The organism is Kribbella antiqua, from assembly GCF_004345665.1.
Lineage (GTDB): Bacteria > Actinomycetota > Actinomycetes > Propionibacteriales > Kribbellaceae > Kribbella > Kribbella antiqua.
This window is the reverse complement of record NZ_SLWR01000002.1, coordinates 740,108-766,252: the sequence shown is the minus strand read 5'-3', so window position 1 is coordinate 766,252 and position 26,145 is coordinate 740,108. Positions and strand designations below refer to the sequence as shown.

Genomic DNA, 26,145 nt, shown 5'->3' with positions numbered 1-26,145 from the left:
CCGGCTGGAGGAGAATCACAGTCCCGAGCAGATCGCGGGCCGGCTGCGCGAGGACTTCCCCGACGATCCGGAGATGTGGGTGTCACACGAGACCATCTACAAGTCGCTGTACGTGCAGGGCCGCGGCGCCCTGAAACGTGAGCTGACCAAGCATCTTCGGACCGGCCGGGGGTTGCGCAAGCCGCGTCGGGTCGAGGGGGTGCGGCGGGGACAGATCCCGGGCATGGTCAACATCGCCGAGCGGCCCAAACAGGTCGAGGACCGCGCGGTGCCTGGTGACTGGGAGGGCGACCTGATCTTGGGGTCGACCGAGTCCGGCTCGGCGATCGGCACCCTGGTCGAGCGGGCCACCGGGTTCGTGCTGCTGCTCCACCTGCGCGACGACCACACCGCGGACACCGTCGCGACCGCGATGATCCACAAGATGACCGAGCTGCCCGAGCAGCTGCGCCGCAGCCTGACCTGGGACCAGGGCAAGGAGATGGCCAGCCACGCCCGGATCGCCGACGCCACCGGGCTGGACATCTACTTCTGCGATCCCCACTCGCCCTGGCAACGCGGCACCAACGAGAACACCAACGGCCTGCTGCGCCAGTACTTCCCCAAGGGCACAGACCTGTCCCGCTGGGGCCCCGGCTACCTCGACAAAGTCGCCGCCGAACTCAACAACCGGCCCCGCAAACGCCTCCACTGGCGCACCCCCGCCGAAGCCCTCGACAAGCTACTATCCGACCAGTCAAAACCACCCGGTGTTGCAACCACCGCGTGAATCCGCCCGGGTTCCCGGCCCGAATACGGGCGGCGAACCCACAAGCTGGTGGGTGAACCCACCAAATGTGGACCGGGGCTACCAGCCGGGGTAGCGGGTGGTCCAGGGGGTGTGGGGGCCGTAGTCGCCGTGCAGGCGCTCGGGCTGGGTGAACTCCAGTGCGAAGTCGTCGGCGAGCTGGAGGATGACAGGACGGCCCTCGACGGTGAAGACGAGCTCTGGGGGCAAAGCCGTCTCACCGTGGAGGGCGCCCAGGATGTTGCCGCAGATAGCGCCGGTGGAGTCGCTATCACCAGAGTGCGTCACTGCTAGCGCCAGTGCGTCCAGGAACTGCTCTGGCGCGGGGCAGGCGAGTGCGGCGTACACAGCGATGGCAAGAGCCTCCTCAGCGACCCAGCCACCACCCAGCTGCTCCACCGTCTGCACCGAATGAGTCCCAGCGGCTGCAGCTTGCCGGGCGCGTGAGAGCGCCGTACTGGTCTCTTCGTGATGGGGGCGCTGGGCAAGCATCAGCGCGACCTCGTCGAGAGCCTTGTCGAGCTCGGCGCCGCCGCAAATCCTGTGAATGAGCGCGGCCAGCGCACCCGAGGCGAGCTTGCCGGTCGGGTGACCGTGGGTGTAGCCGGCGGCGTCAGCGGCCGCGTCGAAGATCGACTCGGTGTCGAACCAACGCCACGCCGGCAGCAGCCCGAACGGCGCCACCCGCATCACCCCGCCACAACCCTTCGAGTCGTTGACAGCCTGCGCACCGAACTGCGGGATCCTGTCGTTGCCCTGACGCGCCTGGGTGAGCGCGCTCAGACAGGTCGTGCCTGGCGCCCGCCGCGCGTATAGCCACTGCTCGGCCTGTAGCCAGCCGTCACGCTCACCACTCGGTCCGTTGAGCGTCTGCGTGTCCAGCCAGCGGTCGTACGCATGCTGTACGACGGCGAACGTGAACCCGAGCCCGCGATCGGTCCGCACGCCGGCCCGGATCAGCCCCTCGACCGTGAACAGCGTCATCTGCGTGTCATCGGTGATCGTGCCCGGCGGCCAGCCAATCGATCCGGAGACGAAACTCCGGACGCCATCGGGATGCGCCGCAAGTATCGTCGGGCTGTCCTCGAACTCCACCGGCCCGCCCAAAGCGTCCCCGATCGCCCCACCCAGCAAACACCCGCGCACCCGCGCCCGCCACGCTTCCTGCTCCACCCGAGTCATGCCAGGAACCCTATCGATGGTGGTGCCAGCGCTACCCCAAGACGGGACTCAGAGCCAGTTCGCGCAAAGCCGTCCGCTCCTACCGTCGTTGGTAGAACGAAAGGAGCACCCGATGACCCCCGCATTCCACCGAACCGCCGGCCGCCTTGCCGCCGCCGGCCTCGCCACCGCGGCCCTCACCACCGCCGCGATCGCCGGCGCCCAGTCCGCCCAAGCCGCCAACTCCTGCGACAAATCCCCCCTCGCCCGCACCTTCGACGCAGTCCTCTCCCTCCGCACCGCCGACCTCCCCCAAACCCCCACCTGCCATTGACGTGAGACCGCCGTCGGCTGACCGCCGGGCGCGTGGAAGAATCGGGGCATGCTGCGCTGGCTTACTGCCGGCGAGTCGCACGGTCAAGCGCTCGTCGCCATTCTCGAAGGTCTTCCCGCAGGCGTCCAGGTCACCACGGATGATGTGGCCGACGCCCTGGCTCGTCGTCGGCTGGGGTACGGCCGCGGCGCCCGGATGAAGTTCGAGCGGGACGAGGTGACGTTCGTCGGCGGGTTCCGGCACGGGCTGTCGCTGGGCAGCCCGGTGGCGATCCAGGTCGGCAACACCGAGTGGCCGAAGTGGGAGCAGGTGATGTCGGCCGACCCGGTCGACGCCGAGACGCTCAAGGACCTGGCCCGCAACGCCCCGCTGACCCGTCCACGCCCCGGTCACGCCGACCTGGCCGGTATGCAGAAGTACGGCTTCGACGAGGCCCGCCCGGTGCTCGAGCGCGCCAGCGCCCGCGAGACCGCGGCCCGCGTCGCCCTCGGCGAGGTCGCGGCCCGGTTCCTCCGCCAGGCGTACGGCGTGACGATCGTCAGCCACGTGGTCGAGCTCGGCACCGTCAAGGCGCCGTACGGCGTGATCCCGTCGTATGACGATGTCGCCAAGCTGGACGCGGATCCGGTGCGCTGCCTGGATGCAGACGCGAGCAAGGCGATGGTCGAGGAGATCGACCTCGCGCAGAAGGCGGGCGACACGCTCGGCGGTGTCGTCGAGGTGGTCGTGGACGGTCTGCCGCCGGGCCTCGGCAGCTACGTGCACTGGGACCGCCGGCTCGACTCCAAGCTGGCCGGCGCGCTGATGGGCATCCAGGCGATCAAGGGGGTCGAGCTCGGCGACGGCTTCGAGCTGGCCAGGACGCCGGGGTCGAAGGCGCACGACGAGATCGTCGCCGAGGACGGTGTGGTACGGCGGGCCAGTGGACGGTCGGGCGGCACCGAGGGCGGCATGAGCACCGGCGAGACGCTCCGGGTCAGGGCCGCGATGAAGCCGATCGCGACAGTGCCGCGGGCGCTGCGCACGATCGACACCACCACCGGCGAGGCCGCGGCCGCGCACCACCAGCGGTCCGACGTCTGCGCCGTACCGGCCGCGGGCATCGTCGCGGAGGCGATGGTGGCGCTGGTACTCGCGGAGGTCGCGCTGGAGAAGTTCGGTGGCGACTCGGTGACGGAGACGTCGCGCAACCACCAGACGTACCTGGCGAACCTCCCGTCGACCATCACGCCGCGGGAGTGGGCAGAGTGAGTCCGGTCTTCGTCCTGGTAGGACCACCGGGATCGGGCAAGTCGACCATCGCGGCGAAGCTGGCCGAGCGGCTCGGCGTGCCGCACCACGACACCGACACGGCGATCGAGGCCGATGCCGGCAAGCCGATCTCGGACATCTTCGTCGATCACGGCGAAGAGCACTTCCGCAGGCTCGAGCGGGCCGCGATCGTCGACGCGCTGAAGGACGACCAGATCGTCGTATCGGTGGGCGGCGGCGCGATCCTCGACCCGGACACCCGTGCCGACCTTGCCGGACAAACCGTGATTTTCCTGGACGTATCCCTCGGCGAGGCGGTCAAGCGGGTCGGTCTCGGCGTCGCCCGTCCGCTGCTGCTCGGCAACGTGCGGACCCAGCTTCGCAACCTGATGGAAGCGCGCCGGCCGCTGTACGTCGAAGTAGCCAAGTTGATCGTGCTCACCGACAACCGCACCCCGGACTCGATCGCCGACGAAATCCTGGAGCACCTCGGATGATCGAGCGGACCCGGATCCGGGTGGCCGCGGCGGCGCCGTACGACGTTGTCATCGGCAACAATCTGCTGGGCGAGCTGCCCGGGCTGCTGGGCGACGGCGTCCAGCGGGTCGCCGTCATCCACCCGCGGGCGTTGCGGACCAGCGGCGACGCGATCCGCGACGACCTCACGGCCGGCGGGTACACCGCGCACGCGATCGAGATCCCGGACGCCGAGGACGCCAAGACCGCCGAAGTACTCGCGTACTGCTGGTCGGTGCTGGGGCAGGCCGGCTTCACCCGATCCGACGCGATCGTCAGTGTCGGCGGCGGTACGACGACCGACCTGGCCGGCTTCGTCGCCGCGACCTGGCTGCGTGGCGTGAAGGTCGTGCACATCCCGACCACGCTGCTCGGCATGGTCGACGCCGCTGTCGGTGGCAAGACTGGGATCAACACGGCCGAGGGCAAGAACCTGGTCGGAGCCTTCTGGGAGCCGGCCGGCGTCCTGTGCGATCTCGCCGCGCTGGAGACCCTGCCTCGCAACGACTACGTGAGTGGTCTCGCCGAGGTGGTGAAGTGCGGGTTCATCGCGGACCCGGTGATCCTCGACCTGGTCGAGAAGGATCCGGCTGCCGCGTCGAGCCCGTCGTACGACGGGACCGAGGAGCTCATCGCGCGGGCGATCCAGGTGAAGGCGGACACCGTCGGCGCGGATCTGCGTGAGCGGACCACCATCGCGGGCGGACCGATCGGCCGCGAGGCGCTCAACTACGGGCACACCCTGGGTCACGCGATCGAGCGGGTCGAGCGCTACAAGTGGCGCCACGGCGCCGCGATCAGCATCGGCATGGTCTTCGTCGCCGAGCTCGCCCGCGCCGCTGGCCGCCTCGACGACAGCACGGCCGAACGGCATCGCGCCGTACTGGAATCACTCGGCCTGCCGGTGAAGTACCGCGCCGACGCCTGGCCGCACCTCCAGGACGCGATGAAGCTCGACAAGAAGACCCGCGCCGACCGCCTCCGCTTCGTCATCCTCGACGCCCTCGCCAAACCCACCATCCTCGAGGCCCCCGACCCGAGCTTGCTGATCGCGGCGTACGCCGAAATCAGCTGAACCCCTGGCCGGATCCGGTCATCGGCCGGACAGGCCCTTGTCATTCGCTGGAAAGCCCCCAAGGATGCTTGGCGAGCATCATGGAAAGGGCTTTCCAAATGGGCATGAAGCTGGGGAGAAAAGCATGCGTCGCTGGATAGCACTGGCTGCCGCAACAGTCCTGGCCGTGGCAGGCTGCTCGGGCGGATCGTCGGGCGGGACCGAACTGTCGAAGGAACCCGTGACCTTGCGATTCACCTGGTGGGGCGCGGACGCCCGGCACCAGCGGACTCAGCAGGTGATCGACCTGTTCCAGAAGGAGCATCCGAACATCACCATCAAGGGTGAGTTCAAGGACTGGAACGGCTACTGGGACGCCCTCGCCACCACAGTCGCCGCGAACGACGCCCCCGACATCATCCAGATGGACGAGCTCTATCTCGCGTCGTACGCCGACCGCGGTGCCCTGCTCGATCTGAAGACCCAAGGCGAGCACCTCAAGCTCGACGGGATCGATCCGAAGGCCTTGGCCACGGGCTCGATCGACGACAAGCAGTACGCGCTCCCGGTCGGACTCGCGTCGCTCTCGGTCGTCGCCAACACAGACCTCTTCGCGAAGTACGGCGTACCGCTGCCGAACGACAACACGTGGACCTGGGACGACCTGTGGGCGACCGCCGCGAAGTTCTCGGCGGCCAGCGGTGGCAAGGTGATCGGCCTGCAGTCGTACGGAATGGACGGCGGCGGGCTGAACCTGCGCGCCCGGCAGCAGGGCAACTCGATCTACGACCAGGCCGGCAAGGTGGTGGTCAAGCCGGAGATCGTCAAGGACTTCTTCGAGCAGGGGGCCAAGCTGTCGAAGGACGGTGTCATCCCGAAGCCGGGCCTGCTGATCGAACAGGCGAGCGCCACCCTCGACCAGTCGGGGACGGGGACCAACACGGCCGCGCTCGGGTTCTGGTGGAACACACAGCTGACGTCGCTGACCAAGGCGAGTGGTCAGCACCTCAAGCTGCTCAAACTCCCGGGGGAGTCGCAGACTCAGACGCCTGGTGCGTACTACAAGCCGTCGATGTTCTGGTCGATCTCGTCGCGCAGCAAGCACCCAGCCGAGGCGGCCTTGTTCGTGGACTTCCTGGCGAACAGCAAGGAGGCGGGCGACATCTTGCTGACCGACCGCGGCGTACCGGCGAACAAGTCGGTACTGGCGGCGATCACGCCGAAACTCGGCTCGACCGACAAGGAAGCGGCCGACTACCTCAGCGCGATCAAGGTGTCCGACCCGCCGCGGGTGACGCCGAACGGTGGCAGTGGGATCGACGACATCATTCGCCGGCACGCCGAGGACGTGCTCTTCGGCCGGCAACCCGCCGACAAGGCCGCCAACGCCTTCGTCACCGAACTCCAGAAAGAGATCGACTCAGCCTCCTGAAAGGGCCTGCATGTCTGACCGCAAGCACCGGATCGCCATCGTCGGCACCGGCGGGATCGCCAACGCCCACGCGCAGGCGGTGACCTCCCTGCCGGAGCGCGCCTCGTTGGTGGCGGCCGTTGACGTCGACCTGGACCGGGCGAAGGAGTTCGCGGCCAAGTGGGACATCCCGGCGGTGTACCCGAGCCTGGCCGAGCTCCTCGCCGCCGGTGACGTCGACCTGGTTCACCTGTGTACGCCGCCGAGCTCGCACGTGCCGCTCGCCGCGGAGTGCCTGGCGGCGGATGTCGACGTACTGGTGGAGAAGCCGCCGACGCTGTCGCTGGACGAGCTCGACTCGCTGCTCGACGCGGAGAGCAAGTCCGCTGCTCAGGTTGTCTGTGTCTTCCAGCACCGCTTCGGCTCCGGCGCGGTGCGCTTGCGTCAACTGGCGGCGGACGGTGTCCTCGGCCGGCCGTTGGTTGCCTTGTGCAACACGACGTGGTTCCGCGACGACGCGTACTTCGCGGTGCCGTGGCGCGGGACCTTCGAGGTCGAGGGCGGCGGGCCGACGATGGGGCACGGTATCCACCAGTTCGACCTGCTCCTGTCGATCCTCGGCCCGTGGCAGCAGGTCACCGCGATAGCCGCCCGGCAGGCCCGCCCGACCAAGACCGAGGATGTCTCGATGGCTCTGGTCACCTTCGAGAACGGCGCGGTCGCCTCAGTCGTCAACTCCCTGGTCTCGCCGCGCGAAACCTCGCAGCTCCGCTTCGACTACGAGAACGCGACGGTCGAGCTCGAGCACCTCTACGGCTACACGAACGACGACTGGACGATCACCCCGGCCCCCGGCACCGAGGCAGTCGCTGAGGCATGGTCTGCCGATCTGGAAGATGTCCCCAGCGGCCACACGGCTCAGTTGGCTGCGGTGTTGGACGCCCTCACCTCTGGCGAGCCCGCACCCGTTCCGTTGGTTGAAGCCCGCAACACCCTCGAACTGGCCGCCGCCATCTACGCCTCCGCCTTTACCGGCAAACCCATCAGCCGAGGCGAGCTGCTCCAGGGCACGCCGTACGCTCACCGCATGGGCGGACCGGGCGCACCCTGGAGCTCCACGACCTAGCGGAAGTCGAGATCGACCATGCCGCCGAGCTGGACGAGCTTGCCGCGGTCCACGCGGGTTGTGCCAGGGCTCAGGGTGAGGCCCCCGCCGCCCTTCAGGGAGGCGGGGGCGTCGAGGAGCCGGCCGAAGTGGTCGAGCACCTGGGTCTCGATCCGGACTTCTTCACCGAGCTTGAGCGGAGGCGACTCGTTCCAGGACCGGAGGAAGACCAATCCGTCGGCGGCCTCGGCGACGTACCACGGACCGGGCTTGCCGCGGACGATCCAGCGTTGCCGCATCGCCGCGACGCGGTCGTCGACCCGGTACCAGCGCTGCTTGGCCAGCAGATCCGGCTTCTGGTCGAACTCGACGAAGGCGTACGCCGCGATGCCTTCGGTGGGCGCGGCCGGGTGAGTCGCGTCCGGCGGGTTGATCACGGTCTTCTCCCTGGCCGCGGCAGCCGGGTCGCCTCCGACGACCGTCTGTTGCATCGCCTTGCCGTTGCCTTCGCAGCCGTAGCGCAATCCTTGCGGAGCAGCGCTGAACGCGACCGTTGTGCTCGGCCCGCCGATGCCCCAGCTCATCACCTTCAGGCCGTGCCCGACGTCGATCGCGGCGTTGTGGTTCTCCATCGCGTCGACGCAGGTCTTTGCGGCGGCGGCCTTCTGCGCGGCGGTGAGCGGGCCGAGGTTGATGTGGACGTCCGGCAACGTCGGTGCCTTCGCCGTGCTCGATGTCGGTGTGCTCGAAGTCGGTGTGCTCGGTGATGGCGTGGTGGCCGGGCCGGGCTGGGACTTCTGGTGGTTGTTCGCCGCGAACAGCACGCCACTCGCGACGAGGGCGATGGACGCGGCCGCGCCGGCCGGCACGAGCCAGCCGCGGTGGCGCCGGGCCGGGGCGAGGAGGCCGGCGAGGCTCGCGCGCGCTCGAGCCAGCCGGGACTTGACGGTTCCTTCGGGTACGCCGAGCGCCCGCGCCGCCTCGGCCATCGAGCACTCCGACCAGACGACGAGCTCGACCACCTCGCGTTGTTTCGCGGACAGCTTGCCGAGCACGCGGCGGATTTCGCTCATCGCGCGTTCGTCATCCACCTTCGCCGCGGTGGTGGCGGAGTGGTCGGGCGTACTGCCGAGCTCGAGCAGCTCGATCCGGTCCCGCAGCGCTGTCTGCCGCCGGGACGAGCGCAGTACGTTGCTGCATTCGTGCCCGGCCATCACCAGCAGCAGTGGCCGGGCGGAGTCGAGCGCCAGCGGGTCGATCTGGCCCGCGCGGGCGCGCCGCCAGACCGCGGTGAAGGTCGCCTGTACGACGTCCTCCGCCGCCGACCAGGACGCCGTACGGCGGAAGGCGAAGTTGTAGACGGCGTCACTGTGCCGGTGGAACAGCTCTGCGAGGGCCGGCTCGTCGGCGGACCGGAGCCGGTCCCACAGCTCCCGGTCCAGCGTCGCCGTCTGTCCAGGGCTGTTCCCCATCGGCACCCCCAGCGTTGGTGTACTCATACCCGGGAGAGTCCGGCTGTCAGGTTCCGGTTCCCTCCAGCTGCGACGGGAGGTCGCGCGTGTGCAGCACGTCCAGCCTGGAAACCGCTCTGGTCAGGATGACGTAGAGGCGGTTCAAGCCGCGGGGTCCGGCCTCGACGATGTCAGCCGGCTCGATCGCGATCACGTGGTCGTACTCGAGCCCCTTCGCGAGGCTCGCCGGTACCACGGCCACCCGCCCGTCACCGTCCGGCGGAACCGCCGGGATCCCGGCCGCCTTCAGCGCGTCCGCGAGTACGGCGATCTGGTCGTCTGCCGCGATCACGCCGATCGACCCTTCCTGCGTGAGCGCGGCCCCGACGGCGTCCACGCAAGCGACCGCGAGATCGTCGACGCGGGTGATCGACAGTTCGCCGTCCGAGCGGAATGAGATCGTCGGCGGCACGGAGACTCTGAGCGGTTTCAACAGCCGGTTCGCGAGTTCGACCACGGCGGCGGGGACGCGGTACCCGGTTGTGAGGGCAATTTGGTCGGCTTCGGGCTTTCCGAGCTGGTGCAGCTGTTCGGTCCAGGTCTGCGCGGCCCAGGGCGTCGTACCTTGGGCCAGGTCGCCGAGGACGGTGATCGAGCCGTGTTCGCTGCGCCGGGCGATCGCGCGGCACTGCATGGGGGAGAGGTCCTGGGCTTCGTCGACGATGACATGGCCGTACGTCTGGCCGCGTTCGAGCAGGGCCGCGACCTCGTCCAGGAGTACGGCGTCGGCGGCAGTCCAGCGCGCGCTTTTTGCCTTCCGCGGGCGGGGCCAGGCAATGGCTTCTTGTTCTTGTGGACTCAGGATGCCGTCGGCGGCCTCGGCGAGTCGATGGCGATCACTCAGAAGCTCGGCGAGGACCTCGTCGGCTTTCACCTTCGGCCAGACGGCGTCGACCGCGGGTGTGGCGGCGCGTGCCATCCGTCGCAGCCAGACGGCGTTGCAGTTTTGGCCGCGCGCCTCGGCCTGCCGCTGGAGCGCCGCGACGATCCGCGCGATTACGCGTTCCCGGCCGATCAGGTACGCCGTCGCATCCGCTCGCGCCTCGGCGACCATGTCCTCGAACTCGTGCTGATTGACCCGCCAGCGGTACGACTCGTCCGGCGCGACGATGGCCTGCTCCGGCCGGCCGATCCGCGCGTACACCAGGTTCCGCAGTACGTCGGCCATCCGGGCGTCGTGTTTGACGATGGCCGCGTCCGGCTCGTCGACGGCTCTGATCTCGACGGTCAGCAGCTGCTCGATCGTGGTCTGCTCGACGTCGACCTCACCGAGCGTCGGGAGTACGGCGGAGATGTAGTGCAGGAACGCCTTGTTCGGCCCGAGCACCAGGACACCCGTCCGCTGCAGCCGGCTCCGGTGCGCGTAGAGCAGGTACGCCGCCCGGTGCAGCCCGACCGCGGTCTTCCCGGTGCCGGGCGCACCTTGCACGCACACCGAAACATCCAGCTCGGTCCGGACCACCTCGTCCTGCTCCGGCTGGATCGTCGCGACGATGTCCCGCATCGGGCCAACACGAGCCCGCTCGATCTCCCGGCGCACCAACGCACTCGTCCCGCTCGCCCCGATCGGCTGGCCGGCCCCTGGCTCCTGGCCCGGCCCGAGCTGCTCGTCCTCGAAACTAGTCAGGGTGTTGGCAGATCAGCCGAAGCGGCGCCGGCTTTCGATGCCGCGTGGTTCCGCCGCCGATGCGCGGTAGAACGCCGTCGACACCGGGGCTCGCCAGTCGATCACCAGCGGCGGCCGGCCGATGGCATCCGAGATGTGCCGGCGACCGAGGTAGTAGCGCTGGCCACGATGGTCGCCGGCGGAGGAGTCGCCGTACTGGATCAGGCCGAAGAACGGCGGGCTGTCGCCCTCCTCGGCCATGTCCCGCGCGAGGGTCTTCAGGTAGTACCCGAGCCGCTCGGCCGTGTACCGGTCGCCCCAGGTGTCTTCGCCGACGACCACGTTCTCCCGGGCGCCTGCGACCATTCGCCGCAGCGCCTTCCGGCACCGTTCGGCGTACGCGCGTTCGGCCGCCAAATCCCGCATCCGCCCTCCGATCGGCAAAAGCTTAACCCGGTCAATCTTTTGACTAGGTTAACATGTGCCCATGACCGGACTGCGGGCACGGAAGAAGCAGCAGACCCACGACGCGCTGTCGGAAGCGGCGATCGCGCTGTTCCTCGAGCGCGGCTTCGACGAGGTGTCGGTCGCCGACATCGCCGCGGCCGCCGACGTCTCCAAGCCGACGCTCTTCAAGTACTTCGCCACCAAGCAGGACCTCGTCCTGCACCGCTTCGCCGACCACCAGCACGAAGCGGCCCGCGTCGTGCAAGCGTCCACAAAGCCACCCGCCGAGGCGTTGCGCGACCATTTCCTGGACGGTCTCGAACGCCGCGACCCGGTCACCGGCCTGAACGACCATCCGCAGGTGCTCGCGTTCTACCGCCTCGTCTTCACCACGCCCGCACTGGAAACCCGCCTGACGCAGTTCATCGCCAGCGACCAGCAGGCCCTGGCCGAGGCCCTGGGCAACAACCTGCGAGCCGAGGTGACAGCTGCCTGCCTGTTCTCGGTCCACCAGGTCCTCAGCCGCCGCAACTGGCAAGCCATGACCTCCGGCCTCACAGCCGACAAGTACTACCCAACCGCCCGCGCCGAGGCAGTCACCGCCTTCAAGTCCCTGCCAACCTGACCAATCTGAGTAGGGTGGTGCCGTGACTGATGTGAGTGTGCGGCGGGTGCTGGTGTTGAACGGGCCCAACCTCGGGCGGCTCGGGTCCAGGGAGCCGGAGAAGTACGGTACGACGACGTACGCCGACCTGGTCGCCGAGTGCGAGAAGACCGGCGCCGAGCTGGGCCTGGAGGTCGAGGTCCGGCAGACCGACGACGAGGCCGAGCTGGTTGGCTGGCTGCACGAGGCTGCAGACGGCGAGCTCCCCGTCGTACTGAATCCGGCCGCGTTTACGCACTACTCCTATTCCCTGCGCGACGCCTGTGCGCAGCGGACGGCGCCGCTGATCGAGGTCCATCTGACCAATCCGGCCGCTCGCGAGGAGTTCCGGCACATCAGCGTGGTCTCCGCCGTTGCGAACGGCACGATCGCCGGCTTCGGCGTGGACTCCTTCCGTCTCGCCCTCCGGGCGATCAGCACGCTCTGAAACCTTCGCGCAGCGGCTCGCATCAAGGCAGGTGAAGGGGCCGATTTCACCGGACAGGCGGACAAGAGATCGGGGTGAGACGCCGGTGAAACGCGGGTGGGTCACGCTAGGCGTTGGGTCGTGATACCGCCCGTCACCGGTTTTAAGGCTGGCTGAAGGTTCGGGGGCACGATCGGAATCGACGATATTTGGGGGTTCGTGTGACTGCGGATTCGATCCGTTCCGTTCATCAACGCTCTGGGGGAGTGACAAGTATGACGACGCAACAACGTATTCCTGTCTGGGTGAAGGCGCTGGACCCGCTGTCGCAGTTCGGGTTGGTGCACGCGCTCAGGCAGCGGCCGGAGATCGCCCTGATCAGCGACGCCGACCTGGCCTCGCTTCAGCAGAGCCAGCCGGCCGACCATCGCGCCGCCCCGCCAGTGGTCGCGTTGGTCGCCGTCGACTCGCTGGACACGGTGGCTGTCCAGGTGCTCCGGTCGGCGACACAGCGGGGGTGCCGCCGGACCGTGCTGATCGGCAGCACGATCGACGACGACGCGCTGATGACCGCGGTCGAGCTGGGGGTGTCCGGAGTGCTTCGCCGCACCGAGGCAACGGCCGACCGTATCGTGCACCTTCTGCAGTCCGCCGCCGCGGGTGACGGCAGCCTGCCTCCCGATTTGCTGGGCCGGTTGCTCGGTCAGGTGTCCCGGATGCAGCGGCACGTGCTGGCACCGCGTGGGCTGTCCCACACCGGGCTGTCCGACCGCGAGACGCAGGTACTGCGGCTGGTGGCCGACGGCAAGGACACCCAGGAGATCGCCCGCGAGCTGTCCTACTCCGAGCGGACGGTGAAGAACGTCCTGCACGACGTGACCAGCCGCCTGCAACTGAAGAACCGCTCGCACGCCGTCGCCTACGCCCTCCGCGAAGGCCTCATCTAACTCCATCCAGCGCCGGCCCTCGCCTCGTGCGAGGGCCGGCGTCGCGTGCTCACCACCGCAGCACGAAGTCAGGCGGCTGCGACCGCAGTGGCATCACCAGCACCGGCGGACTCACCACCGGCAGCGCGAGCCCGGGAATCGTCCCGGTCAGCGCCCGCTGTCCCAGCAGGTCCCGGCGGAACACCAGTATGGCGACCTTGAACCGCCCACTCTTGTCCGTCACCGCCTGCTGCGACCCGAGCCCGTCCTTCCAGTTCAGTACGACGGACCGGCTCGGCGGGAAGTTGATGCCGGAGGCAAGCACGACCTGCCCCGGCCGGACCACTGGCGGCTCCACGGTCAGCGCCGGCGTCAACGTCGTACCGGAAACATCGACCGGCACCGAGAAGGGCGCCACAGCACCCGAGGCGGTCGCGGAAACCTGGACGACCCCCGACCGCTTGCCCAGCGCGGAAGGCATGAACCGTACGGCGATCTCGCACGTCTTCCCCGGCAGTACCGAAGCGCAGGACGGCGTCGAGGTGAAGTCGGCGACCGACGGCACCCCGGTCACGGCGAGCGGTACGTTGCCCGTGTTCGTCACCACGATCGACTTCGGAGCACTCGGCGACAACAGGATCTGCGGCCCGAACACCAACGCCTTCGGCGCGACCGTCATCGACGCCACCGTCGGCCCAGGCGACCCCACGCCGCTCAACCCGACGGTTACAGCCGGCGGACTCTTCACCGCCGGATCACCCGACACCGCCCGGAACACCACCGACCCGCTCCGCGTCCCCGTCTTCCGCGGCGCGAACGTCACCGGCACATCGCACGAAGTCGCAGGCATCACCATCGCACACGAGCCAAGCGAAATCCCGAAGTCCTCACCGATCACCGAGGCAGTGACCTCGAGCGCCACATCACCCGTGTTCCGCAGCGTCACCTTGGAAGCCGCCGAGGTCCCGAGCTTCTGCGCCGGGAACACCAACTTCCCCGGTACGACGCTCAGTCCCGCGACCGGTGTAGCCGTCGTACCCGCGCCGCTCAATCCCGCCGACACAGACGGCCCCGCGAGATATCCCTGCACACTCGGCAGCGTCAGCAGTCCGTTGACACGCCCTGCCGCCGTCGGAGCGAACCGCGCGTCGGCTGGGCAGCTCTCACCTCGATGCAGCGTCACCTTGCACACGTTGCTCCCAGCAACAAACGGTGCGGCGACGCTCGTCGGCCCAGCCGCCGCCGGCCCGTTCCCCACGTTCCGAACCACCAGCTGCCGCAGACTCGACGACTTCCCAATCTTCACCGCCCCGAAGTCCACCGTCGCCGGCTCCACCACCAGCTGTGCCGGCCGCCTTCGTACGTAGACGTCGTACGACTCATCGGTGTCCGTGGCAACCAACTGCGAGCTGGATTCGAAGGCCGTGAACGCGCCGTCAGCACTCAGCGAGGGATCTCCGCTGTAGCCTCCCTCCGGTACGGCGCCCTCCGCCGACAGCGAGACACGTTCGCTGAACCGTTGACCCGCATTGGCGAAGTCAGGCTCCAGGTAGCGCACGTAGACGGCAGTCCGGCCGTTCCCTGGCTCCGTGACGAGGTCGCTCGCCTCCGAGGCGAACCCGACGGTCGATCCGTCGTCCGACATCGACGGGGTGTAGCTCCAGTCATCGCCACCTACGGTCGGCTTGCCCGCCGCGGCGGAGACCAGCACGGTCTTCCCGCTCGGGATGTCCCGCGCCCACACCTGGCTCGGCCTGCCGAAAACGCTCGCGCCCTCGCCCTCATCGCTCTCGCCCTCGGTGACGAACGCGACGCGGTCACCCGACGCCGACAGCGACGGCGCATAGGTGCCGAGTTCGTCGATCTTGCCGTCGGGCAGCTGCGAGACCAGGATCGTCTTGCCGTCGGTCCGGTCCCGGCGGTAGACCTGCGTGGTGTCCGCGGCCGGCCGGTCGATGATCGCCGACGACTCGAAGGCCACATAGCGCCCGTCGGCGGACAGCGATGGTTGGATACCGGTGAGCGTCGCGCCCGAACTGTCCTTGCTTGCGATCTCCGGTGCGCCCGCGAACGTCCCGTCACCTCCGGTGTCCGCACGGGTCAGGACGACGTCCTGGTAGCCGGCACCGGCGAACCGGTACTGCTTGTTCGGGCCGTACGCGGTCAGGAAGGCCGCGGACGGCTCGGCCGTGCTCGGCCGGAAGCCGACGTACGCCGTACAGCCGGTGTTGGCCGGAACGATCTTGCCTTGCACACAAGGCTTGGGCAGGTTGGGATCGGGGTTCTCGGCACCGACGAGCGCGAGATCGCAGCTACCGGACTCGAAGCCGATCTCCTGCGTGCTCGACTGTGGTTCGACGGCGATGGCGACGTACCGCACCTGGCCGATCGGACGGTCGCCGGCGTCGGCGAGCGGGAGGCCGGCGTTGGTTCGGTCGGAGCTGGGCCAGACAGGACCGCTTGCCGGAATCGGTGTGCAGTCCGCGGCGGCCTTCGTCACCGTCTTGGTGGTCGGCAGGCTTCTGAGCTTGACGCAGCTGCCGTTCGCTACCAGTGCGACGGCCATCTGGCCCTCGGGCGTTGCCCCGTTCAGCCTCAGCATGCCCAGACCCTTGCCGGCACAAGCGCTGTACTTGAGGTTGATCGTGCAGCTCGCGTTCGCGGCGAGGTCGCCTTGGCAGGTACTGCGTACGACGTCGAACCCCGAGCCCGGATCGACTGTCGGCGGCCCGGCGAAGCTGATCGCCCGGTCCGTGTCGACCTTCAAGGACCGTTCCCCGCCGGCGCCCAGGTCGATCAGCGTGCCGATCTCGTGCGTCGAGTTGTCGGCCTCCGTCAGCGTCAGCTTCAGCGCGTCCGATCGTGGGTCCAGCCGGGCTGGGAAGGCGACCGTCTTGCCGTCACCTGCCAGCGATGGCTGGCACTGGCGGGAGAAGAACACGTAGCCACACGGCCGCTGGTAGCGCAGGTCGGTCGTCGTACCGGAGATCTGGTGCGTGCCTGAGCCGTCGGCGACCACAGTGCGTTTGGTCAGCCCGTCCTGCGCGTTGTAGGCAACGCGCGTTCCGTCACCGGAGATCGACGGCTGCCCGACCTCGCCGTGCCGGCCGAACTGTCGGATGTCGTTGTTCGCCTGGTTCCGCACGTTGATCGTGTCCGGGCTTCCGTCGCCACCCGCACCGGTCCGGTACGCCACGAACTGGCCGTTGTCACTGATCGACGGGTCCTGGTGTACGCCGGTGTTCGTCGACACATGCGAAGTCGTACCGACGATGCGGGAGTCGCTGGTGCCGCGGCCGGTCAGGCTGTCCTCCAGCCAGGTCGACCCGGCGTCGTCAGGACGCACGAAGAGGGTGGCGGTTCGCGCACCGACCGCCTTCGGGGTGAACTTCACCAGATACGCGCAGCTCTGCCCGGGCCGGAGTGGCTTGCCGGTGCACTGGTCGCCGTCGATCGCGAAATCGGTGGATGGCAGGAAGGGCTCGTCGAGCCGCAGCAGGGACAGGCCGTCGTTCGTGACGATGACGGCTTTCGCGCCGGACGTCGTACCGACCGCGGCCGTGCCGAAGTCGAGCGGGTTCGGGCCGACCGTCAGGCTGCTCTTGCGTTGCGCGTGATAGACGTCGGAGTCGCTGTCCGCGTCGCCGCTGGTGTCCAGGACGTCGCGACTCGCGAACGTCAGCTGGGTTCCGTCCGGGGTGATCGCCGGGAACCTGTCCCACCCCGACGAGCCGGAACCGGGTGGTCGGACCGAGATCAGCTCGTTGCTGCTCCGGCCGTTCGACAGATCCTTCGTCAAGTCGCGCGCGATGATCCGGGCGGCCGGCAGCGTGCCTACGCCGAGGTTCGTCGCGGCGGACTGGTAGGCGATCGTGTATCCGTCGCCGGACAGCTGCGGTGTCTCGGAGTACTCGTTCCCGGCGGTGCCGTCCGGACCCGACGAGGCGAGGATGGTGCGCGGCCCGGGCAGATTCCGGACGTACACCTGCAAGCCCTGGTCCGAGGCACCGGTGAAGGCGATCCGGGTGCCGTCGTCGGAGACCGACGGTTCGTCGGCGCGGTCCGGTATCGAGTCATCCGGCAGCAGTGACACCAGTGTGGTCGGGCCCGGCTTATAGGTCCCGTCGCCTCCGGCGTCCGTGTCGTGCAGGTACACCTGGCTCTGCTCCGGCGTCTTGTCCGGGGAGGCGTCCGGCCGACCCAGAGTCGTGTCCGAGACGTACCCGACCCAGCGCCCGTCGGCCGAGACCGTCGGCCCGGATCCGTCCATCACGACGTTGCCGGTGCCGGTCACGCTCACGATGCGGGCCGGGCCGAAGTTGCCCGCGGCACCGGGATCCCGCCAGGCCGCGACAACGTTGCGCGCCGAGTAACCGCCGATCCGGTAGACGGTGTCGCCAAGGTGAATTCCGCCCGAGAAGGGTGCGACGTCGGGGATCCGGTACTCGACGTACGCCGTACAGGTCGACTGCGGCGCCATCGGTTGGCCGGGGCGGCAGGCATTGGCTGGGGCTGCCTCCGGAAGAACCAGCTTCAGCTGGCAACCCGGTGATGTCAGGCGCGGTGTCTGCGGGCTGGACATCGTGTTCTGGATGGTCAGCGCGACCATCCTCAGCTCGTCCGCCCGCGTGATGCCGATGTCGAACCTGGGCTGAGGCCGGCCTTCCTCGGCCGGTTTGGGCTGGGTCGCCGTCGGCAGCTGCCAGGGGTACTGACTGGGACCTGTGCAGTCCTCCGCGGCCTGCGCCTGCGGGGTGAAGAGGTTGACGCGTGGGCATTCGCCACCGCCGGTCAGCTTGACCGCGGTCTGTCCCGCGGCGGACGACGTCGCCGGAAATCGCAGTACGGCGTCCATTTCGTCACCGCAGGCCGAGCTCGCGATGAACTTGAGCTGCACCGCGCAGGTCGCGCCGGGCTGAAGGGTCGCCGCACAGGTGCTGGAGGTAATCGTGAAGGCGGAGTCGCCTTCGATCACCGGGCCGGTGTCGGGGTAGACGACCGGCAGGGTGCCGGTGTTCTTCACCGTGACGCTCGACTCCGCGGACGTACTGAACGCACCGAAGTCCAGCACCGGGTAAAAGTGGTAGTCGACCTCGGCGGGGTGTCCGGCGATGGTCAGCTCGAGGCTGTTCGGTGCGACCGACTGCTCCACCTGCGCGACCAGCGTGCGGCCGTCCCGGGACAGCTGCGGTACGCAGTCCCCGTCACCATCGTCGCCGTCTGCGATCGCGATGGTGCAGCGAGGCATCCGCTGGTACGGCAGATCGTTCGGGGTGTTGGTCACCGGCTTCACCACCGGGTGCTCCGGATCGCGGCGGTTGACGGTGAAGATCTGCTGGTCCTGGGCATGGTTCAGCCGCGACGTCTCCCGGTCGCCGATGAAAGCGATCAGACCGGCATCACCGGAGATCGACGGCGCCGCAGCGCTGTGCCCGTCGTCCGGAACCGTGGTGTCGGTGCCGCTGGTCAGATCCCGCAACGACAGCGACGATCTGGTGTTCTCCGTGCCGGTTTCATAGACAACCCACTGCCCATTCGCACTGATGGCGGACCGGTACGACGGATCGCCCGCGGCCCGCGAGACGATGTCGAGACTCGGCTCCTCCTGCGCCGCGGCAGCGTCGCGGCTGGTGGAGAGCACGGCGAGGCCCGCCGTCAGTAGGCTGGCGGCGGCGATGATGGCGGTCGGGACGCGCGGAATACGGCTCACGCTGTCCAGCAAAGCTTTGACTGGTCACGGCAGGCAGAGCGTGACGTGCTGCTGCCGGGGCAGCAGGTCGTGCCCAACCAGGCAAACCGCCCCAACCGAGTGCCGCGCGACTCTACCGTGGCAGGGTGATCTCCGAAGCCGATGGCGCCCTCGCCGCGTTGCTGCGCCGCGAGTTGCTCGACGCCGCCCGGGTCCAGGTGGTGTTCGACCCGCCCACCAAGGAGTGGGCGGCGAAGCGCAACGGCCCTGCGGTGAACCTGTTCCTCTACGACATCCGCGAGGACACCCGGCGCCGGGCCAGTGGGCTCGTGCCGCGCTTCAACGAGAACGGCCGGATGGTCGCCCGGCACACGCCGCCGCGGATCTTCCGGCTGTTCTACCTGCTGAGCGTTTGGGGTCAGCGCGTCGAGGACGAGCACGGGTTGCTCGGTCAGCTGCTCGACACGCTGCTGGTGCACGACGTCGTACCGGCGGATTTGTTGCCTGAGGCACCTTCACCGGTCGGGCTGTCGGTCGGGCTGCCACCGGAGGACGACCGTTCGTTCGCGGATGTGTGGTCGGCGCTCGGCGGGGAGTTGCGGCCGTCGATCGACGTGGTGTTGTCGCTGCCGATCGAGGCCGGCCGCTTGACCACCGCCGGACCTCCGATCAGCGAGCCGTTGCAGGTCGAGCTCGCCGAACTCGAATGAGCTCGCACCTCCGGCACCTGCTGGGCCGCCTGGCCCTGGTCGAGGACCGGGTCCGCGCGCTCGTCGACCTGCGCCGCGCCGCCGACCCGGCGCCGAACGACGCCTTCCGCGGCCTCTATCTCACCCCTGCGGCGATCGACGGCATCCTGGCCGGGCGGCCCACCGCACCGCCCGACCTGACCGACCGGCTCGCCGCAGTCGAGGCGGAGGCCGACATCGCCGAGGTCGACGGTACGACGCCACGGCTCCGGCAGCTCGTGCGCTCGTTCGAGCTGACCGAGCTGGACACCGAGATCCTGCTAGCCGTACTCGCGCCCGATCTGGACGCGCGGTTCGAGCAGCTGTACGGGTACTTGAACGACGACGTGTCACAACGCCGGGCGACACCGCGGCTGGTCTTCGACCTGCTCGGCGTACCAGCGGCCGATCCAGTGGCTCGCGGGCGACTCGATCACGCCGCACCTCTGATCGCGGGCGGTCTGGTCGAGGTCGAGGGTGCGACTCGGCCGTTCCTGACCAGGGCTTTGCGGGTGCCGGATCCGGTGACGGCGTACCTGGTGGGTGGGCAGGCGACGGAGCCGCTGCTGCTGGATGTCGTCGTACCGCCGCCGCTTGTCGTGTACGGCGAACTCGAGGAGCGGATCGTTCGCGGCCTGCAACCAGGTCGGCCTGTCTATCTACGGGAGACGGCGGGCAGCGCGGCATGCGGGTTGGCGGCGGCGGCCTTCGCGAAGCTGGATCTGGGTGTGTTGTCGCTCGACCTCGCGCGCGTGCCTCGCGATCTCGATCCCGCGGTCTTCGCCCGTACGGCGGCTCGCCAGGCGCGGCTAAGGTCCGCCGGGATTCTCGCCGGATCGGTCGAAGCGGCCGGGGTTGACGTACTGCGGGCTCTCGCGGTCGTGCCGGTTCCCGTCGTACTGACTGGTGGTGCGACGTGGGATCCGGGCTGGGCTCCGGTGGTTCCGTCGGTGCTGGACGCGCCGAGGTTGACGGCGTCGCAGAGCGCGACGCTCTGGCGGGCTTTGTTGCCGACGGCATCGCCTGAGCTGGATGCGTCGGCCGAGACCGCGGCGTTTAGGTTGGGGGTCGACCAGATCGCCCGGACCGCCGAGGCAGCGACGGTCAGCGCTTCGTTGGACGGGGTACTCGTGACTGGCGACGTGCTACGAGCCGGCGCTCGATCCCAGAATGGCGCCGGGCTCGAACGTCTCGCCCGGCGGATCCAGCCGGCGGTGTCGTGGCACGACCTGGTGCTGCCGGATGAGCAGCTCGCCCGACTGCGCGAACTCACGATCCGGGCGCGTCATCGCGAACAAGTGATCCGCGGCTGGGGGATGCGCCCGGGCGGCGGCCGCGGCGCGGGTGTGTCCGCCTTGTTCACCGGGGAGTCGGGCACCGGCAAAACGCTGTCGGCCGAGGTGATCGCGGGCGACCTCGGAGTCGAGCTGTACGTCGTCGACCTCGCGACCGTGGTGGACAAGTACATCGGCGAGACGGAGAAGAACCTCGAACGCGTCTTCACCGAGGCTACGCGCGTGAACGGCGTACTGCTCTTCGACGAAGCTGACGCACTGTTCGGCAAGCGCTCGGACGTCCAGGACGCGCGGGACCGCTACGCGAACGTCGAGGTCGCGTATCTGCTGCAGCGGATGGAGAGTTTCGACGGGCTCGCCATCCTCACCACCAACTTGCGCGCCAACCTCGACGACGCCTTCAGCCGGCGGCTGGATCTGATCGTGCACTTCCCACAACCATCAGAGCCCGAGCGTCTGCTGCTGTGGGACCGCTGCCTCGGATCTTCTGTCCCACGGGCGGGTGACCTGGACCTCTCGACAGCTGCCCGCTTCGAGTTGTCCGGCGGCGACATCCGGTCCGCTGCGGTCACAGCGGCGTACTACGCGGCGGCCGGTTCGCGCCCGGTCCGCTTGGACGATCTGCTGACCGCGATCGAGCACGAGTACACCAAGCTCGGCCGCCTGCCACCGCGCTGCCCTTAGGTGCACCGCTTGTTTCCCTTCGCCGCGTCCGCGCGGACGTACCGGGGGAGGGGCGCGACCGCGACGCTTGTTCCGAGAGCAGACCAGCTGGAAGGAGTGACCATGCCGACGTACCTGTCGCCCGGTGTCTACGTCGAGGAGGTGGAGGCCGGGCAGCGGCCGATCGAAGGCGTCGGCACCGCGGTCGCCGCGTTCGTCGGCTTCGCGGAGAAGGGCCCGCTGAACACCCCGACCCTGATCACCAACTGGACCCAGTTCACCCAGACCTTCGGCGACTTCGTCGAGGGCTCGTACCTCGCGCACGCCGTTTTCGGCTACATCCAGAACGGCGGCTCAGCGGCGTACATCGTCCGGATCGGCGGCGACGCCACGGATGCTCCCAAGGAGCTTCCGGCAGGCCGGCCGCAGACCACGCTCGGGCACTACAAGGTGACCGCGATCGAGAGCTCCAACGGCAAGTCTCCGGACGTCACCGTGGAGGTCTCCGACAGCGGCGCGGAGAACCCGCCGGAGGGCGCGATCAAGCTGACCGTACGCGCGGGTGGACGACCGACCGAGGAGTACGATCCCGTCGTACCGGATCGGCGTGCGGACAAGGCCAGCAACGCGGCCACCGTGGTGAACGCCAAGTCCAAGCTGGTGAAGCTCGAGGAGCTGGCGCCGTCCGCTGCGGTGGAGGCTGTTGCCAAGGGCAAGAAGTCGCTGGTCGCACCGCCGGTTGCCGTCGAGGGCGTCGGCGCATCCGACTACGTCGGTGACGTCGCCGAGCGGACCGGGTTCTCCGGCCTGGAGGCGATCGAGGACGTGACGATCGTCTCGGTGCCCGACCTGATGAGCGCGTACCAGCGCGGCGCGATCGACCTGGAGACCGTGCACTCGGTCCAGCAGGCGGTCATCTCGCACTGCGAGCTGATGGGCAACCGGATGGCCGTGCTCGACCCGCCGCCCGGGCTGAACGCCCAGCAGATCAAGGACTGGCGGCAGAACCAGGCCGGCTACGACTCGAAGTACGCGACTCTGTACTGGCCCTGGGCGAAGACCTTCGACCCAGCCACCGGCCGCAACATCCTGGTCCCGCCGTCCGGTCACGCCGCCGGCATCTGGGCCCGCACCGACGAGACCCGCGGCGTCCACAAGGCCCCGGCGAACGAAGTCGTCCGCGGCGCGATCGCGCTCGAAACCACGATCACCAAGGCCGAGCACGACCTGCTGAACCCGATCGGCGTCAACTGCCTGCGCTCGTTCCCCGGTCGCGGCATCCGGATCTGGGGCGCCCGTACGCTCTCGTCCGACCCGGCCTGGCGGTACGTGAACGTACGACGGCTCTTCAACTACATGGAGGAGTCGATCTTGGGCGGCACTCAGTGGGTGGTCTTCGAGCCGAACGACGATGCGTTGTGGGCGCGGATCCGCCGTACGATCAGCGCCTTCCTGGTGAACGAGTGGCGCAAGGGCGCGCTGTTCGGGCTGACCCCGGACGAGGCGTTCTTCGTCAAGTGCGACCGCGAGACCAACCCGGCCGAGGCGATCGACGCCGGCCAGGTCAGGTGCCAGATCGGTATCGCACCGGTGAAGCCGGCCGAGTTCGTGGTGTTCCAGCTGTCGCAGTTCTCCGGCGGCACCAGCACGGTCGCCGAGTAGTAGTAACTCTAGGAAAGGGAGATTCCGATGCCCCTCGCCGACGCCATGGACATGGCGACCGCGTACTCGTTCAGCGTCTCGATCGACGGGGTCGAGGTGCCGTACGTGATGGAGGTGTCCGGCCTCAAGGCCGAGGTCGACATGATCAGCTTCTCGGAGCAGTCGAGGGAAGGAAAGTTCGTCGCCCGCCAGGTGATGGGCAAGGGCAAGCCGGGCCAGTTCACCATCACCCGCGGCCTGACCGACTCCAAGACCGTGACCGACTGGCTGAAGTCCGTGATGGAGGGCGACATCAAGGGCGCCCGGAAGACCGCCGAGGTGTGCATCTACACCTCCGACGGCCAGCCGCTCAAGCGGCTCAACTTCCGCAACTGCTGGATCAAGGACGTCGAACTCGGCGGCACGCTGAAGGCCGGCTCGACCGAGGCACTGACCGAGAAGTTCACCGTGTGCTGGGACGAGATGGAGTACGCGTGATGCGTCGCTCGCACAGTACGGCGCTGGTCGCGGACGCTCCTTCGTCCGAGCCGGCGTCCGTTCAGGCTCCTGCCCCGGTCATGCGGACCGAGTTCGACTTCGAGTTGCCGCGTGGCTTCGTCGACGCGGACGGCGTCGTACACAAGGCCGGAACGATGCGGCTGGCAACGGCCCGGGACGAACTCCTGCCGCTGTACGACGCGCGCGTACAAGAGAATCCGGCGTTCACGACCGTGGTGCTGCTGGCCCGGGTGATCACCCGGCTCGGCGACCTGTCGCGGATCGACGCACAGGTGGTGGAGAACATGTTCGCCTCCGACGTCGCCTTCCTGCAGGACCTGTACCGGCGGATCAACTCCGAGGGTCACACGCGCGCCTCGGTCACTTGCCCGTCCTGCGAGCAGGCGTTCGCGGTCGACATCGCCGGTGGGCGCCTGGGGGAATCCTGACGTACGCGACCGGCCGCCTGCACGAGGAGATCGCGTACGTCGCCTACCACTTCCACTGGCGCCTGGACGACATCCTCGACCTCGAACACCCTGCCCGCCAGCGCTTCGTGGCCGAGATCTCCAACATCAACCGCCGCATCACCGAGGGGGACTGAATGACCGGCCTCGCTCTGGACTCGCCCCCGTCAACTCTCCGCCCACCCAGCGGCGACTGGATCCCGTCCTGGCGCACCCCAACCTTCACCGGCAACCTCTCCCACCAAGTCGATCCCACCGCCCCCACAGGCCTCCTCCGCAACATCGTCACCCCCGGCCGCCCTCAAAGCTGGTCCCACGACGCCCGCATGGACGTCCGCTCGTACGGCGACTTGGCGGCCGACGGCAGCACGACCGACGGGAGCGCCTCGGGGGACGGCGACGGCGGGTCGTCACATGCCGGCCCACCACGCGGAGGGCCGGTGAATCGTGTCCTTCAAGCAGTCCGCAACGCCTTCGGCGGCAGGACTTCCACGCCTGCATCCTCAGCCTCAGCAAGCTCCTCGGCGACTGAGCCTTCCCTGGCGGGAGGAGCTTCCGCGGCTGCAATCGCTGCGCTTGGCACCGAACCTACCTTTGCCGACGTGCTTTCAGCGGGTCGCGGTCCAATATCCCCCGGACTTACGAACGCACCTGTGCTTGGCTCCGCACCGGGTTCCTCGTTGCCTCTAGCAACAGCTGCTGCACCTGGCCGAAGCCAGGTCACGGCCGCCACTCCCGCGGACACCCGTCGCCCACTCAACGTACCGACGTTGCGCGACGCACTGAGCACCACCGCAGTTGGTTCCACCGCGCAGGCCGCCACCACAGCTGCCAGTGCGGTCGAGACCGCGACAGACCTCCCGGTAGTCCAGGCGCCATCGCAATCAGCCGGTCCGGCGGCCCCGGCAGGAGCGCCTGCCGGTCTCTCCCGCCGCCGGGCCGGCCTCGGCGCCCCCCTCACCGGCCCAATCCCAACCCAGGCCCTCGATGCAATCACGGCAGCGCTGCCCGGGACGCCTATCACGCCGTCACCCGAACACACCACCGCGCTGCCCGGGATGCCTGTCGCGACCTCGCACACCACCGCGTTGCCCAACCTCAACCTCGCCAACGCCCACCGCGATTCCGTTGCCCACAGCAACGAGATTCTCGACGCCGCACCAGTGGTAGCCGGCGCCTTCAACGAGATCGTCCAACCTCCCGCGACCGGATCCACCGTCTCACTCCTCGGCGCCCGCCCCCTGACGCCTCAGGTCAGCGAGCTCCTACCCCCGCCACCGGCAGGCACCCAAGCACTCCCGGCCCAGCCAGTCACCTACCTCCCACCCCACCCAACCGACCCATCCGGCCCAACCTCGACACCTGCCGTCAACTCCAGCGCATCTCGCACCTCCCGTACCAACAGAGGAATCGCCGTAGCATCCCCGCCCGGCGCCAGCGCCCGCACACCTGCTGGCGGCTTGCCCAGCGCCGGCTTAGGCGCCCCCGGCCAACCCACCGCAGGTTTGGGCGCCTCCGGCCACCCCACCGCAGGTTTGGGCGCCTCCGGCCAACCCACCGCAGGTTTGGGCACCGCTGGCCTGCCCACCGTCGCAGGACTGCCCGCCCTCGCCACCCACGGCCCATCCGCCGCGCCCGCAGGTCTGCCTGCCCTTGCAGGTCTACCCGGCGTGGCTACCCCCGGCGCCTCCGCCGTGCCAGCAGCCCCCGCACTCTCGGGCGTCGGCGGTCTGCCAGCAGCGCCTGGTCTGGCAGCTGCTGGCCTTCCCGCCGCAGCAGCCAGGGGCACACCCGCCCTTGCAGCCCTCGGCGTCCCCAGCGTCCTCGGTCTATCCGACCTCTCGACTGCCGGGCTCGGCGGTCTGACGAGCGCGGACGGGGCGGTTGGAGACATTGGCCGGACGTTGGCGGTCGCTAGACAGCCGGCCGCGCAAGCCGCCGTACAGCAGGCCAACGGGCTGGTTGCCACAACCATGGTCGAGAGT

Annotated in this window: 21 protein-coding genes; 16 read left to right on the top strand and 5 right to left on the bottom strand. The window is 68.9% G+C overall.

Annotated features, from left to right (window positions below):
• On the top strand, nucleotides 1-769 hold a 769-nt coding region (locus tag EV646_RS09435; protein ID WP_132146042.1), incomplete at its 5' end, for an IS30 family transposase.
• A gap of 78 nt (nucleotides 770-847) precedes the next feature.
• On the opposite strand, the gene EV646_RS09430 is transcribed toward EV646_RS09435, so the two are convergent.
• Nucleotides 848-1,969: an ADP-ribosylglycohydrolase family protein gene (locus EV646_RS09430; protein ID WP_132146040.1), complete on the bottom strand. Its 1,122-nt coding sequence runs from the start codon at nucleotides 1,967-1,969 to the stop codon at nucleotides 848-850.
• A gap of 112 nt (nucleotides 1,970-2,081) precedes the next feature.
• Here EV646_RS09430 and EV646_RS09425 point away from each other — a divergent pair, with 112 nt between their 5' ends.
• The 6 genes from EV646_RS09425 (at nucleotide 2,082) to EV646_RS09400 (ending at nucleotide 7,640) form a co-directional block, all read left to right on the top strand.
• A complete protein-coding gene (locus EV646_RS09425) occupies nucleotides 2,082-2,282 on the top strand; it encodes a hypothetical protein (protein WP_132146038.1) in 201 nt (66 codons plus the stop codon).
• 48 nt (nucleotides 2,283-2,330) lie between these two features.
• Entirely contained in the window at nucleotides 2,331-3,533 is a 1,203-nt protein-coding gene (aroC, locus tag EV646_RS09420; RefSeq protein WP_132146036.1) for a chorismate synthase, read from the top strand.
• Entirely contained in the window at nucleotides 3,530-4,030 is a 501-nt protein-coding gene (locus EV646_RS09415; protein WP_132146034.1) for a shikimate kinase, read from the top strand. Before aroC ends, EV646_RS09415 begins: the two co-directional genes overlap by 4 nt.
• On the top strand, nucleotides 4,027-5,124 hold the full coding sequence (gene aroB, locus EV646_RS09410; RefSeq protein ID WP_132146032.1) for a 3-dehydroquinate synthase: 1,098 nt from the start codon (nucleotides 4,027-4,029) through the stop codon (nucleotides 5,122-5,124). The genes EV646_RS09415 and aroB overlap by 4 nt, the downstream gene beginning before the upstream one ends.
• Nucleotides 5,125-5,248: 124 nt before the next feature.
• Nucleotides 5,249-6,535, top strand: a complete 1,287-nt coding sequence (locus EV646_RS09405; RefSeq protein WP_132146031.1) for an ABC transporter substrate-binding protein — start codon at nucleotides 5,249-5,251, stop codon at nucleotides 6,533-6,535.
• A gap of 10 nt (nucleotides 6,536-6,545) precedes the next feature.
• On the top strand, nucleotides 6,546-7,640 hold the full coding sequence (locus tag EV646_RS09400) for a Gfo/Idh/MocA family protein (protein WP_132146029.1): 1,095 nt from the start codon (nucleotides 6,546-6,548) through the stop codon (nucleotides 7,638-7,640).
• Here the strand turns inward: EV646_RS09400 and EV646_RS09395 are convergent.
• The 3 genes from EV646_RS09395 to EV646_RS39240 all read right to left on the bottom strand — a co-directional run bounded on the left by EV646_RS09395 (nucleotide 7,637) and on the right by EV646_RS39240 (nucleotide 11,162).
• Nucleotides 7,637-9,118 carry an RNA polymerase sigma factor gene (locus tag EV646_RS09395; RefSeq protein WP_241995645.1) on the bottom strand — a complete coding sequence of 494 codons (1,482 nt, stop codon included), beginning with the start codon at nucleotides 9,116-9,118 and terminating at the stop codon, nucleotides 7,637-7,639. The genes EV646_RS09400 and EV646_RS09395 overlap by 4 nt on opposite strands.
• A gap of 19 nt (nucleotides 9,119-9,137) precedes the next feature.
• Nucleotides 9,138-10,670 carry a HelD family protein gene (locus tag EV646_RS09390; RefSeq protein WP_199236890.1) on the bottom strand — a complete coding sequence of 511 codons (1,533 nt, stop codon included), beginning with the start codon at nucleotides 10,668-10,670 and terminating at the stop codon, nucleotides 9,138-9,140.
• Nucleotides 10,671-10,769: 99 nt separating this feature from the next.
• The gene (locus EV646_RS39240) at nucleotides 10,770-11,162 is read right to left on the bottom strand and encodes a hypothetical protein (RefSeq protein ID WP_199236889.1); all 393 of its coding nucleotides are present in this window, start codon (nucleotides 11,160-11,162) and stop codon (nucleotides 10,770-10,772) included.
• A 61-nt stretch (nucleotides 11,163-11,223) separates the two neighbouring features.
• On the opposite strand from EV646_RS39240, the gene EV646_RS09385 reads away from it, so the two are divergent.
• The 3 genes from EV646_RS09385 (at nucleotide 11,224) to EV646_RS09375 (ending at nucleotide 13,200) form a co-directional block, all read left to right on the top strand.
• Nucleotides 11,224-11,808 carry a TetR/AcrR family transcriptional regulator gene (locus EV646_RS09385; protein WP_132146027.1) on the top strand — a complete coding sequence of 195 codons (585 nt, stop codon included), beginning with the start codon at nucleotides 11,224-11,226 and terminating at the stop codon, nucleotides 11,806-11,808.
• 31 nt (nucleotides 11,809-11,839) lie between these two features.
• Nucleotides 11,840-12,274 (top strand): type II 3-dehydroquinate dehydratase, encoded by a 435-nt coding sequence (gene aroQ, locus EV646_RS09380; protein ID WP_422386700.1) that lies wholly within the window; start codon nucleotides 11,840-11,842, stop codon nucleotides 12,272-12,274.
• Between the two features lie 254 nt (nucleotides 12,275-12,528).
• Nucleotides 12,529-13,200, top strand: a complete 672-nt coding sequence (locus EV646_RS09375) for a helix-turn-helix transcriptional regulator (protein WP_132146025.1) — start codon at nucleotides 12,529-12,531, stop codon at nucleotides 13,198-13,200.
• 49 nt (nucleotides 13,201-13,249) lie between these two features.
• On the opposite strand, the gene EV646_RS09370 is transcribed toward EV646_RS09375, so the two are convergent.
• A complete protein-coding gene (locus EV646_RS09370) occupies nucleotides 13,250-18,889 on the bottom strand; it encodes a choice-of-anchor D domain-containing protein (protein ID WP_132146023.1) in 5,640 nt (1,879 codons plus the stop codon).
• Between the two features lie 125 nt (nucleotides 18,890-19,014).
• On the opposite strand from EV646_RS09370, the gene EV646_RS09365 reads away from it, so the two are divergent.
• The 6 genes from EV646_RS09365 to EV646_RS09340 all read left to right on the top strand — a co-directional run bounded on the left by EV646_RS09365 (nucleotide 19,015) and on the right by EV646_RS09340 (nucleotide 24,297).
• Nucleotides 19,015-19,578 (top strand): Pvc16 family protein, encoded by a 564-nt coding sequence (locus EV646_RS09365; RefSeq protein ID WP_132146021.1) that lies wholly within the window; start codon nucleotides 19,015-19,017, stop codon nucleotides 19,576-19,578.
• On the top strand, nucleotides 19,575-21,575 hold the full coding sequence (locus tag EV646_RS09360) for an AAA family ATPase (RefSeq protein WP_132146019.1): 2,001 nt from the start codon (nucleotides 19,575-19,577) through the stop codon (nucleotides 21,573-21,575). Before EV646_RS09365 ends, EV646_RS09360 begins: the two co-directional genes overlap by 4 nt.
• Nucleotides 21,576-21,677: 102 nt before the next feature.
• On the top strand, nucleotides 21,678-23,216 hold the full coding sequence (locus tag EV646_RS09355; protein WP_132146017.1) for a phage tail sheath family protein: 1,539 nt from the start codon (nucleotides 21,678-21,680) through the stop codon (nucleotides 23,214-23,216).
• A 27-nt stretch (nucleotides 23,217-23,243) separates the two neighbouring features.
• Nucleotides 23,244-23,693, top strand: coding sequence for a phage tail protein (locus tag EV646_RS09350; RefSeq protein WP_132146015.1), 450 nt, complete (start codon nucleotides 23,244-23,246; stop codon nucleotides 23,691-23,693).
• Nucleotides 23,693-24,142 carry a hypothetical protein gene (locus EV646_RS09345; protein ID WP_132146013.1) on the top strand — a complete coding sequence of 150 codons (450 nt, stop codon included), beginning with the start codon at nucleotides 23,693-23,695 and terminating at the stop codon, nucleotides 24,140-24,142. The genes EV646_RS09350 and EV646_RS09345 overlap by 1 nt, the downstream gene beginning before the upstream one ends.
• A complete protein-coding gene (locus EV646_RS09340) occupies nucleotides 24,079-24,297 on the top strand; it encodes a DUF6760 family protein (RefSeq protein WP_132146011.1) in 219 nt (72 codons plus the stop codon). The genes EV646_RS09345 and EV646_RS09340 overlap by 64 nt, the downstream gene beginning before the upstream one ends.
• Nucleotides 24,298-26,145: the final 1,848 nt, after the last annotated feature.